This is a genomic window from Acinetobacter sp. V115_6, assembly GCF_031799025.1.
GTDB classification, from domain to species: Bacteria; Pseudomonadota; Gammaproteobacteria; order Pseudomonadales; family Moraxellaceae; genus Acinetobacter; species Acinetobacter pittii.
This window is the reverse complement of record NZ_JAVQNO010000021.1, coordinates 360610-378150: the sequence shown is the minus strand read 5'-3', so window position 1 is coordinate 378150 and position 17541 is coordinate 360610. Positions and strand designations below refer to the sequence as shown.

The following is a 17541-nucleotide window of genomic DNA, read 5'->3' as shown; positions in this document are numbered from 1 at the left end:
TTATTATTACTTCACGGTAATAATAACCTCGCCATGAAAATTTTTTGATTCAAAATCATATTTGGTAAATCGGTCTGCTCTTTCCGGTAATGCCATCATTTCTAGTTTCTTCTTTTCCTTACTATCGATAACATGATTTTGTTTTTGTTCTTGATAAGGTGAAAGTACACTTGTTCTAAGTGCATCCCATCGAACTTGTTGTAAATAATTATCCCCTAACACCTGACGTGCTTGTTGTTGTTCTATCATTGGTTTCTTAGCATCGTCTTGAGCTTTCGCAATAATCACAGGTAAAGCTGCATTTACTGCCCCTGTTTGTGTTGCTAAGGCCCCTTCACTTAGAGGCTGTGCAGCCCATACATTGATGGGTATTAGCGAAATAAAACCTAAAATACACAGCGCAGGTCCTTGTTTATTGTTCATTGCATTTATCCTAAATTGTTATTGTTCGTTATATCGAACAAAATTAACAATTTTTTAAACATGTCGCAATGTTATAAATAGACTTCCCGACAATTAACATTGATCATTTTAAAACCTGAACTATTACACAAGCATTTAGTGAATATTCAAGTTGTTTTATAGATTTTTATCTCAGACTTGTACGACACTGCTAAATCACTTACTGTAATTTTATAATTTATCTGTAAATTGATTTTATTTATAAATAAACACCATTCGAGGTGAAATAATGCTTCAGCAGTGCTGCCAACTATTAGAAGATCGCCAGCTCAAAATTGCTTTTATTGAGAGTGCGAGTTCGGGTTATTTAACAAGTCAGTTTTCTATTCATAAAAATAGTGGTGCAGATATTTTACTAGGTGGCTTAGTTAGCTACGACCCAAGCATTAAAATTAGTATTTTAAATATCGATCCAAAGTTAATAGAGACTTACACAGCAGAGTCACCGCAAGTCACAGAGGAAATGTGTAGGCTGGGTCAAAGCTTATTTCAACAAGCTGATATTATTGTCAGTTGTACTGGGCTATTAAAATCTGGCGGAAGTGAAACCCCAGAAAAACCTGTGGGCACCTTTTTTATTTGCATTTCTTACCAACAGCATATTTATCATTATCGTTATTTTTTATCTGGTCACTCAGAACAAAAGTTAAAGACATTAACTCAGAAAGTTTCAGATGCCATAATTGCTTTACTCACATCAACCATAAAAACTGATTCAACATAAAAAAAGAGAATATGTTTCCATATTCTCTTTTCGGTTTTAGCAGAAAAAGCTTAACTGAGTTTCATTTTATCGAAGACTAAATGCCCATTTTCGCCTTTAACTAGAATAGTATCACCTGCGACAAAATCACCCGACAAGATTTTTTGTGCTAATGTGTTTTCAATCTGTTGTTGAATCGCACGTTTCAATGGACGCGCGCCATAGACAGGATCGAAACCAGCATCAATCAATAAATCAAAAGCGGTATCATCTACAGTTAGACTCATGTCACGATCAACAAGACGCGAACGTAATCGATCCAACTGAATATCGGCAATGCCTCGAATTTGTGCTTTTTTGAGTGAATGGAAAATCACAAGCTCATCAATCCGGTTAATAAATTCCGGACGGAAATGCTGACTTACCGCATTCATTACAATGGTACGCACTTCATCGTCTGTTGCACCCTCACCTAGCTCACGTACATCCTGTGAACCTAAGTTCGAAGTCATCACAATTACCGTATTTTTAAAGTCTACTACTCGACCTTGTGAGTCTGTTAAGCGGCCATCGTCCAATACTTGGAGCAAGATATTGAATACATCCGGATGTGCTTTTTCAACCTCATCAAACAACACCACGCTATATGGCTTACGGCGAACAGCTTCAGTTAAAACACCACCTTCTTCATAACCCACATATCCTGGAGGCGCACCAACCAAACGGCTAACCGAATGCTTTTCCATGAATTCACTCATGTCGATACGAATCATGGCATCATCACTGTCAAACAAGAAGTTAGCAAGTGCTTTGGTCAACTCAGTTTTACCAACACCTGTTGGACCCAAGAACAAGAATGATCCGCTAGGACGATTCGGGTCAGACAAACCGGCACGTGAACGGCGTACTGCATTAGACACTGCAACAACTGCTTCATCTTGCCCTACAACACGGTCATGTAAAAACTCTTCCATATTAAGAAGTTTTTCACGCTCGCCTTGCATCATTTTAGCAACCGGGATACCTGTCGCAGCACTAACAACTTCAGCAATTTCATTTTCAGTCACTTTAGTACGAATGAGTTTTGGCTCTTCGTTCTCTTCTGCAACTTCATCTTGCTCCAGTTGTTTTTGCAACTCTGGAATTACGCCATACTGTAAACGTGCTGCCTCAGCCAAATCACCTTCACGCTGAGCTTTCTCAAAAGCAATACGCGCTTTATCAAGTTCCACCTGAGCCTGTTTAGTACCTTCTACCAAAGTTTTTTCAGACTTCCAGATTTCTTCAAGATCATTGTATTCTTTCTCGACTTCAGCAATCTGTTTTTCAAGATGAGTGACTTCAGCTTTACTGCCGACATCTTCATCTTTTTTCACAGCTTCCAATTGCATTTTCAACTGGATTAAACGGCGATCTAGCTTATCAAGTGCTTCAGGTTTAGAGTCAATCTCCATTTTAATACGAGAAGCTGCCTCATCAATCAAATCAATTGCCTTGTCTGGTAATTGACGATCGGTGATGTAACGATGAGACATTTTCGCCGCAGCAATAATCGCAGAGTCTAAAATTTGTACACCATGGTGAGTGGCATATTTTTCTTTAAGTCCACGTAAAATTGCAATCGTATCTTCAACACTTGGTTCATCAACCAGTACTTTCTGGAAACGACGCTCTAAAGCTGCATCTTTTTCAATATATTGACGATATTCATCTAAGGTCGTCGCACCCACACAGCGCAATTCACCACGAGCCAATGCAGGTTTTAACATATTCCCTGCATCCATTGCGCCATCGCCTTTACCTGCCCCTACGAGTGTATGTAACTCATCAATAAACAGGATGATTTCGCCTTCGTGTTTTGCTAAGTCTTTTAAGACAGCTTTTAAACGTTCTTCAAACTCACCACGATATTTAGCACCAGCCAGTAATGAACCTAAATCAAGGGATAAAACACGTTTATTTTTTAATCCCTCTGGCACTTCACCATTCACAATACGCTGTGCCAAACCTTCAACAATAGCGGTTTTACCTACACCCGGCTCACCAATAAGAACAGGGTTGTTTTTGGTACGACGCGATAAAACCTGAATGGTACGGCGAATTTCATCGTCACGCCCAATGACAGGATCAAGTTTTCCAGATAAAGCACGCTCTGTTAAATCAATCGTATATTTATTAAGTGAGTCACGTTGGTCTTCGTGATTATTACTCATGACTTTGTCATTACCTCGAATATGTTCAATTACTTTGCGTAAGCTGTCGGGAGTTACACCTACCGCACTTAAAATATTTTTAGTTTCGCCTGTCTCTGCCAAACCTAATAAAACCCAGTCAGTTGATAAAAATTCATCACCTGCCTTTTGCGCATATCTGTCTGCCAAATTAAGCGCTTTAACGGCTTCTGGGTTTAAGTTGACATCACCCGTTGGGTTGGCAATTGTCGGCGCATCTTTTATAGCCTGTTCAAGTTTTTGTTTAAGTTCAGGTAACCGTGCACCTGCTTGTTGCAACAAACTAATATTTGATGGCTCTTCTAACAAGGTAGACAAAATATGAATACCTGCGATAGCGGTATGGTCTTTACCCATCGCTAAAGATTGAGCATCTGAGAGGGCTTGCTGCAAGCGGTTTGTAAATTTCTCAAAACGCATTCTTGTTATTCCTCACAACAAATTTGTACTTGTCTAATAGATGGGAACACTTCTTCGAATTTCAAATGAATTTTTATATATTTTTCATAGTGTTATAAAAACAACAATGAGTAAAACTCCATTATAATATGGGATTGTTTTGTATATATTTCAAGTACAGTTCAGCTACATTTTATTAAAATGCTTGAATATTTAGATTCATGCTTATTCTTACTACGCTTTTCACAAAGTCTTCATTGAGAATTTAGTAATTAAGCTTTAGTTTATCTTGCTAGTTTCCTACTCGTTTTGAAATGAAAAATGCACTTTAAACATATTATATTAACAACAACTTGTCTTTTTACTTCGGCACTGGCAATCGCTCAGCTCCCACAAGACTCCAGACGACCTGGTGGAATTGCAGTTGTTCCTCTAAGTACTGATATTACTCAGGTCACTTTTCAACAAAAGCCTGTTTTAATTAGCCAAGAAGGTCAGCAGCGCTATGCTGTACTTGGTATTCCTTTATCTACTCCAATCGGCAGTATTCAACTCGACACAAATAAAGCCCCGATTCAAATAGAAGTTAAGTCTTATCCTTACGCAGAACAACGGATTAAAGTCACGAACCAAGATTATGTGAACCCTAATCAAAGTCAATTAGACCGCTACGCTCAAGAAGCAAAAGAACAAAATGATGTGTATACCTCATTTACACAGAGCTCATGGCAAACCCTACCCACATTTATACGCCCGACTTCAGGGAAATTTAGCAACTCTTTTGGAAGAAAACGCTTCTTTAACGGCGAGGAACGCGCGCCTCACTCAGGTTTAGATATTCCTGCGCCAGTAGGGCAAAAAGTTATTGCGCCCGCAGATGGTGTGGTTATTCAAACTGGATCTTATTTTTTTAATGGACAAACTGTATTGATTGATCATGGCCAAGGCTTAGTCAGCATGTTCTGCCATTTAAGCGCAATTAAAGTAGAGAAAGGCCAACATATCCGTCAAGGAGAAACGTTAGGTTTAGTAGGCAAAACAGGACGCGTGACAGGCCCACACCTGCATTGGGGCATGAGCCTTAATAATGCTCGGGTAGATCCTCAGCTTTTTCTAAATACAGCTCGTTAATTTAAAGCTTTACGAAAATACTTTGGCGCTTCGACATAGCCTTCTCTTAGGTAAAATTGATGTGCCAAAGGTCTTTGCATTCCTGAATGCAGTTCCATTCGATCACACCCTCGGCGTCTGGCTTGTTGCTCAGCCTCCTTTACGAGTAAATGCCCTACACCTTTGCTACGCATATTCTCATCAACACACAGATAGCATATTTTGGCAAAGTCACCTTGTAAGGCAATTTGCGGAATAAAGTAGAGAGATAAAAAACCATAAATTTTACCCCTCTCTTCAGCAATCAAAATTTGTGAATTAGAGTCATTATGGAGTATCTCAAACTTTTCTTGAATAAGAGCAAAAGGCTGTGGGTATCCCATCTGTTTAAGTAGATCACATATAGCTTGAGTATCTTTTGATTTAGCAGAACGAATATTCACCTTTCTTCTCCCTATTATTTTTTAGTTATTTTTGACAATAAAAAAAGCCAACTCTAATGTCAGCTTTTTTTAATTTCTAGCTAGCAAAAAAATGCCTTATTCCGCTTCAATAATTTCGAAGTCATGTGTAATTTCAACACCACCATCGGAAAGCATTTTACTTGCTGAACAATATTTCTCGGCAGACAATTCAACTGCTTTTGCAACCTGCTTTTCTTTCACAGCTTTACCAGTTACCACAAAATGTAAGTGGATTTTAGTAAACACAGCCGGAATTGCGTCAGCGCGCTCAGCTTTTAAATTACATACAACATTCGTCACATCTTGGCGAGATTTCTTTAAAATAGTCACAATATCAAACGAAGCACACCCACCAAGTCCCATTAATATCAATTCCATAGGACGTGGACCACGGTTTTCACCACCATACTCAGGTGAGCCGTCCATGATGACACTATGCCCACTATCCGATTTCGCTTCAAAAGCAACATTCTCTAGCCAATGTACACTTGTTTGCATTGCAACTACCCAAAAAAAATTATAAATTTAAGCAGGGTCTGTTGACATTTCATCTATGGATTGCGTTATAGCTAAAAATTAATCCAAATAAGACGCAAAACCCAGACAATGGCAATCCTTTGTCCAGTTTTGTAATAAAGTTTGTGAAATTTCAGCCATAATCTGAGTTGCAATTAAAGCAGCGCAGGCATAGCGCAAGACCAAGTTATTTTGTACGTTCCATTGTTAAGATCTATTTATTTAGAATGGCTAAATTTCATAGTTCTTATTTGGTACGTCTAAAAGAATTGTCTTATGTTGCAACCATCTGTGAAATGTCAACAGGCCCTTGTTTTGTACACTAACATAAAATGAGTTGATAAGGAATTTCATCTCTTCTGTGTAATGGCTCATCTCGAGCTTGTGTGAATTGTTTACCCTATTCGGAACATATTAAGCATGACTTCAAATTTTTCACAACTCAGCACAGATGCTTTATCTCCGGGGCAACTACCTGAATCCGTTAAAGCATTGTTAAAACGTGCTCACATCAACAGATATCCAAAACGAACCACAATTGTTGATGCCGGAACAGAGTCAAAATCTTTATATTTAATTTTAAAAGGCTCAGTTTCAATTATTTTACGTGAAGATGACGAACGTGAAATTGTTGTTGCGTATTTAAATCCGGGCGATTTCTTTGGGGAAATGGGGCTTTTCGAACCGAACCCTCAACGTACAGCCGAAGTTCGAACTCGTGATGTCTGTGAAATTGCAGAGATCTCTTATGACAACTTCCACGAACTTAGCAAACAATACCCAGACTTAAGCTATGCTGTTTTTGCACAATTAGTTCGCCGTCTAAAAAATACGACTCGTAAAATGACAGATCTTGCGTTCATTGATGTGTCTGGTCGTATTGCACGTTGCTTAATCGATCTATCTTCTCAACCAGAAGCAATGATTTTGCCGAATGGTCGTCAAATTCGTATTACTCGTCAAGAAATTGGCCGTATTGTTGGATGTTCACGTGAGATGGTTGGTCGTGTACTCAAAACCTTAGAAGATCAAGGTATGATCCAAACTGATGGTAAAGCCATTCTTATTTTTGATGCATCATTAGAAGAAAACACTGTTTCTGATGATGACTACGATGATGAAGAATAATATTCATTAAATTTTTAATAAAAAGCAAACTTCGGTTTGCTTTTTTTATATGCAACAATGAGTTAATACACAAAACTTACAAACTATTCTAATTTTATGATTTAAGTTGAATACATATTCTCCGTTAGGCTAACTCAAAATTTCCAAGGATTCCGCTGTATGCAATTTAACCCACTTAGTCGCACAGGCCTTAAACTTCCAGAAATTTGTTTAGGCACCATGACATTTGGTGAGCAAAACTCCCAACAAGAAGCTTTTGAACAACTCAATTACGCCTTGGCCCATGGTTTATATTTTTGGGATACGGCTGAGATGTATTCCGTTCCACCAAAACCTGAAACTTATGGTGCAACTGAAACGATTATTGGTAATTGGTTTGCCCAGCATAGACAACGTGACAAAGTCTTTCTCGCATCTAAAATTGCAGGTCCGGGCTTTGGAGGAACACACATTCGAGAAGGCCATACGCGCTTTAACAGTGACCATATTGCCAAAGCTCTAGATGGTTCACTTAAACGCTTCCAAACGGACTATATCGATCTTTATCAATTGCATTGGCCTGAACGTCATACCAACTTTTTTGGTACGCTCGCTTATGGCAATCAGCAAGCTGAAAATGATTACGACACAACACCTCTAGAAGAAACATTACTTGCTCTACAAGAAGAGATTAATCGCGGGCGCATTCGCTATATTGGTTTATCAAATGAAACCCCGTGGGGCACCATGAAATTTTTACATTTGGCCGAAAAGCTAGGTGTCAGTAAATTTGTAAGTGTTCAAAACCCATATAGCCTGCTTAACCGCACTTATGAAATAGGTATGTCAGAAATTGCTAAATATGAAGATGTCGGCTTGCTCGCCTACTCTCCTCTGGCTTTTGGTTACTTAACGGGTAAGTTTAGAAATGGTGCGCGTCCCGCCAATGCTCGTGTAACACTATTCCCTCGCTTTAGCCGCTACAGCAACCCTCAAAGCGAATGGGCGACTGAACAATACGCACAGCTAGCAGAAAAGCATGGGCTAAGCTTAACTCAAATGGCCTTAGCTTTTATTAAGCAACAATTCTTTGTGACCAGCACAATTATTGGTGCCACTAATTTAGATCAACTCAAAGAAAATATTCAGGCATTTGAGATTGAACTACCAAGTGAAGTTCTAAAAGGTATTGAGGCCATCCATACCCAACAGCCCAACCCTGCTCCTTAAATAAAAAACGGATGCTTAAGCATCCGTTTTCTTTATCTATATAAAATTTATATCTTATTTACGGCTATTATAAACTGCCATTGCCGCAGGTAAGTTTTTACGCATATCACCAATACGTTGTGAGTTAGATGGGTGAGTAGACAAGAATGATGAACCACCGCCACCTTCAAGCTTATTCATTTTTTCCCAAAGTGTAATCGCTGCATTTGGATTATAGCCTGCGCGCGCCATCAACATTAAACCACCTTGGTCAGCACGACTTTCCAAGCTACGAGAATATGGTAAGCCCACACCCACTTGTGTACCTAACTGAGCGGCAGCAGTACCAAGCTGGCCTACGTTATTACCCGCATAGCTTAAACCGATGCCTAGAGCTAAATCAGTTAAAGCTTGTGCACCGATTTTGCTTTTTGCATGCTCTTCTAAAGCATGTGTCATTTCATGTCCCATAACAGCTGCAATTTCAGCATCTGTCAGGTTCAATTTATTCACAATACCTGTATAGAACACTACCTTGCCACCAGGTGCAACGTAAGCATTAATCGTATCTGATTTCAACACCGCTAACTGCCAGCCAAATGGTTGACCAGTCTGATTCATCTGGTTCGCATATGGTTTTAAACGGTTGAATACAGCATTAATACGGTTATATGTACTAGAACTTGTATCGAGAGCACCCTTACCACGTGCTTCCTGCACCATCTTATTAAAACCTTGAGCAGATTGAGCATTCAAGGTTGCAGTATCTGCACCTGCCATGTCCGCTACGGTTGCACAGCCAGAAATGGTCATCACGCTTGCTGCACACAAGCTTAAAAAGAGTTTTTTATTCATAACACGGATCACCTAAATCGATAAAAAGCTGTTTATTCTTTTGCACTTATTATAAGAAATACCAGTCACGCTTTGAATGTCTCATTTCTCCATGATCATAGTATTTATGTAACGATCAAGCAGATAACGTCATCAAATAAATCCAGAAAATCAAACAGATTACATTTAAACCCAGATAAACATGACTTAAGGTCTTAACTTTCTCTTCAAGATTAGGACTTTCCTTTTTCCAGAGTAAATAACTATTTTGTATGAATACGACAGGAATTAACACACATGCGAACAAAACCGACAAGCTCATAAACGCAGTCATAAAGAAGTCTTCATGATATTCCTGTCCATAAATAATCAACATTGCCAGCGTGGGTGAACCACCAATAGCAAATAAAAAAGAATAAAAAATTGTTTTTGAAATAGTTGGTTGCAGCTTCATCCTGAGCCCATCCTTCCTGATCTATATATAACGTTTTAATCTGGATCTAATAAAACGAAAACTGCACTTTAGTCGGGTATAAAAAAGCCCCCTTTTAGGAGGCCTTTTTAATCTTTGCTAATTAAGCAGAGAATGGATGACGTAAAACAATTGTTTCTGCACGGTCTGGACCAGTTGAAACAATATCAATCGGACATTCGATTAATTGTTCAATACGCTTAACATAAGCTAAAGCATTTGCTGGTAATTGATCGATACTAGTTAAACCAACAGTCGACTCGCTCCAACCAGGCATAGTTTCATAGATTGGCTTCAAGCATTCGAAAGAAACTGCATCTGAAGAACCTACACAACCTGAATCTGTATTTTCATAACCCACACAGATTTTTACTTCTTCCAAACCATCTAAAACGTCAAGTTTAGTTAAGCAAATACCTGAAAGTGAGTTTACATCTACAGAACGGCGAAGAATTTCAGCATCAAACCAACCACAACGACGTTGACGGCCAGTAGAAGCACCAAATTCATGACCAACTGTGCCTAAGTGTTTACCAATTGGGTCACCAGAATCAGTCGCTGCATCGTAAACCAATTCAGTTGGGAATGGACCAGCACCTACACGTGTTGTATAAGCCTTAGTAATACCCAATACATAATCAAGGTGTAAAGGTCCCATACCTGAACCAGAGCTTACGCCACCAGCAGTTGTATTTGAACTTGTAACATACGGATAAGTACCGTGATCGATATCAAGAAGTGAGCCTTGAGCTCCTTCAAACATTACCGCCTTACCTTCTTTGCGATAGTCATGCAACACTTTAGTAACATCAATCACTAATGGAGCAAGCACTTCACGCCATTGGTTGCAAAGAGCCAATACATCTTCAAATTTAACAGCTTCTACACCGTAGAACTGAGTTAACTGGAAGTTATGCAACTCAAGCATTTCTTGGAGTTTTTCTTCAAGCGCTGCACCACCACGAACAAGGTCAGCAACACGCACTGCACGGCGAGCCACTTTATCTTCGTATGCAGGACCAATACCACGACCTGTAGTACCGATTTTAGCATTACCACGTTTCTTCTCACGTGCCTGATCAAGTGCAATGTGGTTAGGCAAAATGAGTGGACAGTTTGGAGAAATACGTAGACGTTCTTTAACAGGAACACCTTCCGCTTCCAAAATTCCCATTTCTTCAATTAACGCGGCTGGTGAAAGTACTACACCATTACCAATTAAGCACAATACGTTTTCACGTAAAATGCCTGATGGAATGAGGTGCAATACAGTCTTTTTACCACCTACGACAAGAGTATGACCTGCGTTATGTCCGCCTTGATAACGTACTACCGCAGCCGCTTGATCTGTGAGCAGGTCGACGATTTTACCTTTACCTTCGTCGCCCCATTGGGTACCAAGTACCACAACATTTTTGCCCATAATAGCCTCATTACATCATGCTGTTAAAATTGGAAACCACCAGTAAAAATTTACCGCTGGCGATTAAATCTTTTCAATATTCCATTGTCCATTTTGCGACACGAATTGATGGGTCGCATATGGAATAGAACTTAAATCATCATTACCTAACAATTGAACGACACGTAAACCTTGAGCGCGTGCATTCGAAATTGCTGAGAGTAAATCCTGTTCTGAGCCTTTTGGAGCAACAACAGTTTCGATTTCGGCGAACTGATTTGCACCTAAGGCATATAAATCACAACTAAATCCAGTAGCAGGACGTGCGCGGCCAAAGTGCTCACCAATACCATCATAACGGCCACCCTGTGCTAAAGGCGCAGCACGATTCGGTGCATAGACCGCATACATCAAACCAGTGTGATAGTGATAACTACGTAGCTCTACAACATCAATACCGATATTGAGATTTGGCCAACGGCCTTTAATTTGCGCATGTGTCGTTTTAAGTGCATCTAATGCTGACTTAAATTCAGCATCTTGTAAGATGTTTGCACTTAAATTCGACTGTAATGCTTCTAGATCACTAGAATAGCGACCAAGCGCATAGAAATCAGAACCCATATTCAGGTTTTGAGTAAATTCAGCTAACTCTGGTAACGCTTTTCTTTGATAAAGATCTGAAAGCTCATGCTCTTCATTTTTTGACAGTCCAGCACATTTTACTAAACTGCGGAACAACCCTACATGGCCCAAATCTAGATGTGCGCCTTGTAAAGTGTAGATATTCTCGATCAGCCCCAGCATAACATCGACCATTTCGACATCAGCTTCGATACTGTCATGCCCGTATAACTCTGCACCTAATTGGAGAGGTGCACGTGTGGCATTGAAATTTTGTGGTTTAGTATGTAATACAGTCCCTGAATAACAGTAACGTGCAACGCCTTCAACTGGTCTTACATGTGCATCGATACGTGCAACTTGTGGCGTCATATCAGCACGAACACCGAGTAAACGGCCTGAGAGCTGATCAATGACCTTAAAAGTTACTAAATCTAAGTCTTGATTTGATTCTGATAATGAAGACAACGATTCGATGTATTCGATAAATGGTGTATATACCAATTGATAACCTCGTACCGCGAGGAAATCTAAAGCTTCACGGCGAAGTTTTTCAATGACTTGCGCCTGTTCCGGCAATACATCTGCTACCCCGTCAGGCAGCAACCATGTCTCTGAAATGGTCATATTTCAAGCCTAAAATCTGATCAACGTGGAACGACCCCACATAAAAAAATCGGGAACACACCCGATTTCTCTTAGTGTAGCATGATACTTTGTGCCATGCACCTGACAATTTGCATAAATCTTTCTTAATAAACTCTAAAGTCAAAAAGAAGATTTAATGAATTAATAATAATATTCAATACTTTATTCTCATTCACTCATATCATAGACAAAAGTTCTTCGACCAAAGAATGGGCCAATATCTGAGCTATCTCCTTGTTGCCAGTTAACCAGATTTAATCTTTGAATAGCTTGAGCTGCTTGAGTATTAAACGCAAAGCAACCTTTTTCAAGATTTGCGATTTTTATCTTTTGTCTGAAAGCAATTAATGAATGCATATTATTAAGCGGGTTATCTTCTATAGAATACAGATGAGACTTTTCATACGCTAAATTTCTATCAGCATCCCACCGACTACTTGATATAAAATTAATAAAAAAAGCAGACTGGTTATTATTATTTCCCAATGCGCTTTGAATATCACCAGTTTCTAAGTTTTCTAAAACAGTTAAGTTATAACCATACCACTGCGAATTTAGAAGCCTAAAATACTTTTTATCTTGGCCTAAGTTATTATATCTTTCGATAATTGACTGCTTTTTCTCACTAAACGAAGGATTTGAATTAAAACTAGATATATAAGAAATATAAGATTGATTCCATTGAGTTTCTTTTAAACGATAACAATAACTATTTTTTGGAAACCTAACATTCTTATAATTTTGGTAGAAATCTATTAAATTTTTATCAAGTTGATTGTGAAGGCCTGTTTCTAAATTTTTATTTTCTTTATAGCCAGGTAATACACGATCAAAGATATTTTCACCATCCAACTTCACAATTTCAAACTTTAAATTTTCTTTCAAATCAGGCGTTAATTCATAAGTCCAACTGCTAGATGTTAACCTTTTCACAGTATGTGTTTGTAACGTCCCTTTATTTAAAACTTTCTGTTCAGTTAAAAGTTCAGTTTCTAGCGGTTGGTTATGTGACTTTGCAAAAAAGATTTCATTATTCTTAATTGAATATTGAGTAATTTCAAAAGAATCACTGTAGATACTTGAAGAAATATCAGAAGGTTGATAATAGACTTGGTAAATTTTGTCTTCTTTTTCTAAATTATTTTCGGCTTGATCATGGGTATTCTGATCTGAGCCTTCACCACCGCAAGCAGCTAAAATAATAGTAGATGTAAAAATTAAAAAACCACTTATTCTTTTTGAGTTAAATTTCATATGAACTCTATAATTAAAATTTTAATGTTTGCGAATCATACAAATAGATATAATTTTACACAATACTAATATTTAGAATTTTAATTATTTGAACTTTTCATATTAGAAATTAACAACCATAAAAAGGGTGTTAATTTAACACCCTTAAATGATTTAAAATCATATTTAGAAAGAATCGCACAAATCTAATAATCGATTTGCATAGCCCCATTCATTATCGTACCAAGCAAATACTTTAGCTTGATGGCCAACTACCATCGTCTGAGTTAAATCAACGATGAGTGAATAAGGTGAATGATTGAAATCACTCGAAACTAATGGCTCATCTGTTACCGCCATAATTTCTGCATAATCTGTTTGAGAAGCTTTAATTAGTATTTCATTAATGTGATGCACAGTAATTGGAGATTGCGCGATAAAAGTTAAGTCAATTGCAGCCACATTAATAGTCGGCACCCGGATTGAATAACCATCAATACGGTCTTCCATTTTAGGCATAACACGCTTTAATGCGCCGAGTGCACTAGATGTGGTCGGGATAATATTTTGCCCTGAAGCTCTAGCACGCCGTAAATCACGATGTGCGTGGTCAAGAACAGATTGATCTGCCGTTACCGCATGAATTTCTGTCATAAGTGCTGTTTCAATACCAAAAGCATCATCAATGATTTTGACTAATGGAACTAAAGCCTGCGTAGTACATGAAACACTTGATATGATCTGATCAGTCACTTTGACTTCATTATGGTTCACACCATAAACAATGGCTGCGTCAACATGATCAAAAGGTGCAGCCCCAATAATGACCCGCTTCGCCCCTGCTTGTAGATGACGTGTCGCATCCGCATGAGAACGGAACAGTCCTGTACACTCAAGTACCACATCAATATCTAAACTAGACCATGGTAAAAGTTCAGGTTGTTTCTGCTTTAAAACCTCAACTTTTAGCGTTCGTTGATTTGACTGAATATTCAAAAAAACTTTTTCATTTTCAATGAATATATCTAGATTTCCATTGAAGCGGCCGTGCGTAGAATCATATTTAAATAAATGCACTAATGTCTGGACATCTGCTATATCGTTAATCGCCACGATTTCAAAATGAAATTGTTTTGGGCTTTCGAACCAGGCGCGTAAAACATTACGTCCAATCCGACCAAACCCATTAATGGCGATACGTTGCATGACCTATCCTTATCAACAAAACTACAAACTAAAGAAGGCATATAGTAAAGCACGTCAAGGCCAATTGAATATAGATTTTTAGCCAAATCACAGTTTTGTAAGATATTCCTTTTAAAATCGTTGGTTCGGTGGGGTTTTTCCGCTACAATTTAGCGTTTTTAAAAAATAAGCCCCGTATCACATGCAAGGTTTGGCATAAAACAAACAGGCATTGATACATTTAGCCAAATTCGAAAATATGGAGTGACTTGGTTGTGAGTACTCGTTTAATGACATCTGCTGAAATTCGTGAAGCATTTTTGCGCTACTTTGAAACGCAAGGGCATACACGTGTCGCGTCGAGTTCTCTTGTTCCTGCCAACGACCCAACTTTATTATTTACAAATGCTGGGATGAACCAGTTTAAAGACTGCTTTTTAGGTCTTGAGAAACGTGACTATGTGCGTGCAACTACATCTCAAAAATGTGTACGCGCTGGCGGTAAACACAATGACTTAGACAACGTTGGCTACACTGCACGTCACCATACATTCTTTGAAATGTTAGGTAATTTTTCATTTGGTGATTATTTCAAACGTGATGCGCTTAAATTCGCATGGGAATTTTTAACCAGCGAACAATGGCTTGCTTTACCAAAAGATAAACTTTATGCCACGGTTTACCACACCGATGACGAAGCTTACGATATCTGGAACAAAGAAATCGGTTTAGCACCAGAACGTATTATCCGTATTGGTGATAATAAGGGCGAAAAATACGCATCTGATAACTTCTGGGCAATGGGTGATACTGGCCCATGTGGCCCATGTTCTGAGATTTTCTTTGACCATGGTGATCACATTTGGGGTGGTTTACCAGGCTCACCTGAAGAAGACGGTGACCGTTTCATTGAAATCTGGAACAACGTTTTCATGCAGTTTAACCGTACTGCTGATGGCGTGCTTCACCCTCTTCCTGCTCCGTCTGTTGATACAGGTATGGGCTTAGAGCGTATCTCTGCTGTATTGCAACATGTTAATTCAAACTATGATATTGACCTGTTCCAACACCTATTAAAAGCTGCTGCAAATATTATTGGTATTGAAGACCAAGGTCAGCCTTCTTTACGTGTTGTTGCAGACCATGCGCGCTCATGCTGTTTCCTCATTGCTGATGGTGTAAATCCAAGTAATGAAGGTCGCGGTTATGTACTTCGCCGTATTATCCGCCGCGCTGTGCGTCACGGTAATAAACTTGGTGCAACTGGTACGTTCTTCTACAAAATGTTGCAACCTTTAATTGAAGTTATGGGTGATGCATATCCAGAGCTTGCAGCTCGTAAAGATGTGATTGAAGCAACTTTAATTCGTGAAGAAGAACAGTTTGCTAAAACACTTGAGCAAGGCTTAAAACTACTTGAAGGTGAGCTTGCTCAATTAAAAGATAAGACGATTCCTGGTGCCACTGTATTTAAACTTTACGACACTTACGGCTTCCCGACAGACTTAACTGCTGATATTGCACGTGAACGTGACTTTATTATTGATGAAGCTGGTTTTGAAGTAGAAATGGCAGCACAGCGTCAACGTGCTCGTGATGCTGGTAAGTTTGCAGTCGACTACAACAACATTGTAAAAGTTGAAGGCGAAACTCAGTTTGATGGTTACATCAACACCACTGGTCAAGGTCAAATTGTAGCGATCTATAAAGATGGCGTACAAGTTGACGAAGTTTCTGAAGGTGATGAAGCACTTATCGTTTTAAACCAAACTCCTTTCTATGCTGAAAGTGGTGGTCAGATTGGTGATACTGGTATCTTCAAAAACGAAACTGGTATTTTTGAAGTTCAAGATACTAAAAAGTCAGGCGGTGCCTTTGTTCATCAAGGTATTGTGACCGTTGGTAGCCTTAAAGCAGATCAAAACGTTGAAGCGATTGTTAAAGCAGACATTCGTGAGGCAACTGCACGTAACCACTCTGCAACTCACTTATTACATGCTGCCCTTCGTCAAATCTTAGGTTCACATGTACAACAAAAAGGTTCTCTAGTTGCAAGCGATATCTTACGTTTCGACTTTGCTAATGACCAACCTGTAACTTTTGAACAGTTACAACAAGTTGAGCGCTTAGTGAATGCAGAAATTATTGCAAATAGTGCTGTAACAACCGAACTTCTTGATATCGAGGCTGCAAAAGCTAAAGGTGCCATGATGTTGTTCGGTGAAAAATATGGTGATGAAGTACGTGTACTTTCTATGGGTTCAATTATTGATGAGAAAAACTTCTCAATTGAACTTTGTGGTGGTATCCACGTTAAACGTACAGGTGATATTGGTTTATTCAAAATCACTTCTGAAGGTGGTGTAGCTGCTGGTGTACGTCGTATTGAAGCTGTTACAGGTACTAAAGCGCTAGATGTAGTACAAAAAACTGATGCTGATATCCAGCACATTAATGGCTTATTAAAAGCACAGAAAGACCAAACTGTTGAGCGTGTACAAGCCAATGTTGAATTGGTTTCTGCATTACAAAAGCAGATTGAACAGCTCAATCAGAAATTGGCAAACTTCCAAGCGTCAGAATTGATTGATCAGGTACAAACCATTGCTGGTCGTCAAACGCTTATTACCACTGTTCAAGGTGTAGATGCAAAATCACTTCGCAACTTACACGACAGTGTTAAATCGAAATTAGAGAATGCAGTTATTGTGTTAGCTGGTGTAGAGGGTGACAAAGTCAGCCTACTTGCTTCAGTTGCATCACAATACACTGCAACTCTAAAAGCAGGTGACATCATCAAACATCTAGCAACCGAGTTAGGTGGTAAAGGTGGTGGTAAACCTGACTTAGCACAAGGTGGCGCGCCACTTAACGAGAAGTTTGGACAAGTTATCGCAGCATTGCCTGCATGGCTTGAACAAAAATAAGACTTCACTTTTTGT

Annotated in this window: 16 protein-coding genes; 5 read left to right on the top strand and 11 right to left on the bottom strand. The window is 38.9% G+C overall.

Translation table 11 applies throughout. The features are described 5' to 3' along the window. Window positions 1-6: 6 nt before the first annotated feature. On the bottom strand, window positions 7-423 hold the full coding sequence (locus RMA94_RS10135) for a hypothetical protein (protein WP_311082766.1): 417 nt from the start codon (window positions 421-423) through the stop codon (window positions 7-9). A gap of 268 nt (window positions 424-691) precedes the next feature. On the opposite strand from RMA94_RS10135, the gene RMA94_RS10130 reads away from it, so the two are divergent. Continuing rightward, window positions 692-1186: a CinA family protein gene (locus tag RMA94_RS10130; protein ID WP_075382588.1), complete on the top strand. Its 495-nt coding sequence runs from the start codon at window positions 692-694 to the stop codon at window positions 1184-1186. Between the two features lie 50 nt (window positions 1187-1236). Here the strand turns inward: RMA94_RS10130 and clpB are convergent, their stop codons facing one another. Further along, the gene (clpB, locus tag RMA94_RS10125; protein WP_005070314.1) at window positions 1237-3816 is read right to left on the bottom strand and encodes an ATP-dependent chaperone ClpB; all 2580 of its coding nucleotides are present in this window, start codon (window positions 3814-3816) and stop codon (window positions 1237-1239) included. Window positions 3817-4116: 300 nt separating this feature from the next. Between clpB and RMA94_RS10120 the strand changes: the two genes are divergently transcribed. Beyond that, entirely contained in the window at window positions 4117-4926 is an 810-nt protein-coding gene (locus RMA94_RS10120; protein WP_064785003.1) for a M23 family metallopeptidase, read from the top strand. Here the strand turns inward: RMA94_RS10120 and RMA94_RS10115 are convergent. From RMA94_RS10115 to RMA94_RS10105, 3 genes are all read right to left on the bottom strand, one after another. Next, window positions 4923-5348, bottom strand: coding sequence for a GNAT family N-acetyltransferase (locus RMA94_RS10115; RefSeq protein ID WP_005076986.1), 426 nt, complete (start codon window positions 5346-5348; stop codon window positions 4923-4925). The genes RMA94_RS10120 and RMA94_RS10115 overlap by 4 nt on opposite strands. Window positions 5349-5444: 96 nt before the next feature. Continuing rightward, window positions 5445-5867: an OsmC family protein gene (locus RMA94_RS10110; protein WP_002121528.1), complete on the bottom strand. Its 423-nt coding sequence runs from the start codon at window positions 5865-5867 to the stop codon at window positions 5445-5447. Window positions 5868-5945: 78 nt separating this feature from the next. Beyond that, entirely contained in the window at window positions 5946-6065 is a 120-nt protein-coding gene (locus RMA94_RS10105) for a hypothetical protein (RefSeq protein WP_002121587.1), read from the bottom strand. 240 nt (window positions 6066-6305) lie between these two features. On the opposite strand from RMA94_RS10105, the gene crp reads away from it, so the two are divergent. Both crp and RMA94_RS10095 read left to right on the top strand, forming a co-directional pair. Further along, window positions 6306-7013, top strand: a complete 708-nt coding sequence (crp, locus tag RMA94_RS10100; RefSeq protein WP_005070320.1) for a cAMP-activated global transcriptional regulator CRP — start codon at window positions 6306-6308, stop codon at window positions 7011-7013. 159 nt (window positions 7014-7172) lie between these two features. Next, on the top strand, window positions 7173-8222 hold the full coding sequence (locus tag RMA94_RS10095; protein ID WP_311082765.1) for an NADP(H)-dependent aldo-keto reductase: 1050 nt from the start codon (window positions 7173-7175) through the stop codon (window positions 8220-8222). Window positions 8223-8276: 54 nt separating this feature from the next. Here the strand turns inward: RMA94_RS10095 and RMA94_RS10090 are convergent, their stop codons facing one another. The 6 genes from RMA94_RS10090 to RMA94_RS10065 form a co-directional block, all read right to left on the bottom strand. Beyond that, window positions 8277-9056 carry a M48 family metallopeptidase gene (locus RMA94_RS10090; protein WP_311082763.1) on the bottom strand — a complete coding sequence of 260 codons (780 nt, stop codon included), beginning with the start codon at window positions 9054-9056 and terminating at the stop codon, window positions 8277-8279. A 115-nt stretch (window positions 9057-9171) separates the two neighbouring features. After that, entirely contained in the window at window positions 9172-9489 is a 318-nt protein-coding gene (locus RMA94_RS10085) for a hypothetical protein (RefSeq protein WP_046812333.1), read from the bottom strand. A 121-nt stretch (window positions 9490-9610) separates the two neighbouring features. Next, on the bottom strand, window positions 9611-10930 hold the full coding sequence (locus tag RMA94_RS10080) for an adenylosuccinate synthase (protein ID WP_086264402.1): 1320 nt from the start codon (window positions 10928-10930) through the stop codon (window positions 9611-9613). A 63-nt stretch (window positions 10931-10993) separates the two neighbouring features. After that, complete coding sequence (locus RMA94_RS10075; protein WP_311082761.1) at window positions 10994-12160, bottom strand: ATP phosphoribosyltransferase regulatory subunit; 1167 nt, start codon at window positions 12158-12160, stop codon at window positions 10994-10996. A 189-nt stretch (window positions 12161-12349) separates the two neighbouring features. After that, the gene (locus RMA94_RS10070) at window positions 12350-13435 is read right to left on the bottom strand and encodes a hypothetical protein (protein WP_311082759.1); all 1086 of its coding nucleotides are present in this window, start codon (window positions 13433-13435) and stop codon (window positions 12350-12352) included. A gap of 165 nt (window positions 13436-13600) precedes the next feature. After that, entirely contained in the window at window positions 13601-14620 is a 1020-nt protein-coding gene (locus RMA94_RS10065; RefSeq protein WP_311082757.1) for a type I glyceraldehyde-3-phosphate dehydrogenase, read from the bottom strand. Window positions 14621-14889: 269 nt separating this feature from the next. Here RMA94_RS10065 and alaS point away from each other — a divergent pair, with 269 nt between their 5' ends. Next, on the top strand, window positions 14890-17526 hold the full coding sequence (gene alaS, locus RMA94_RS10060) for an alanine--tRNA ligase (RefSeq protein ID WP_039757442.1): 2637 nt from the start codon (window positions 14890-14892) through the stop codon (window positions 17524-17526). The last annotated feature ends 15 nt before the right edge of the window (window positions 17527-17541 follow it).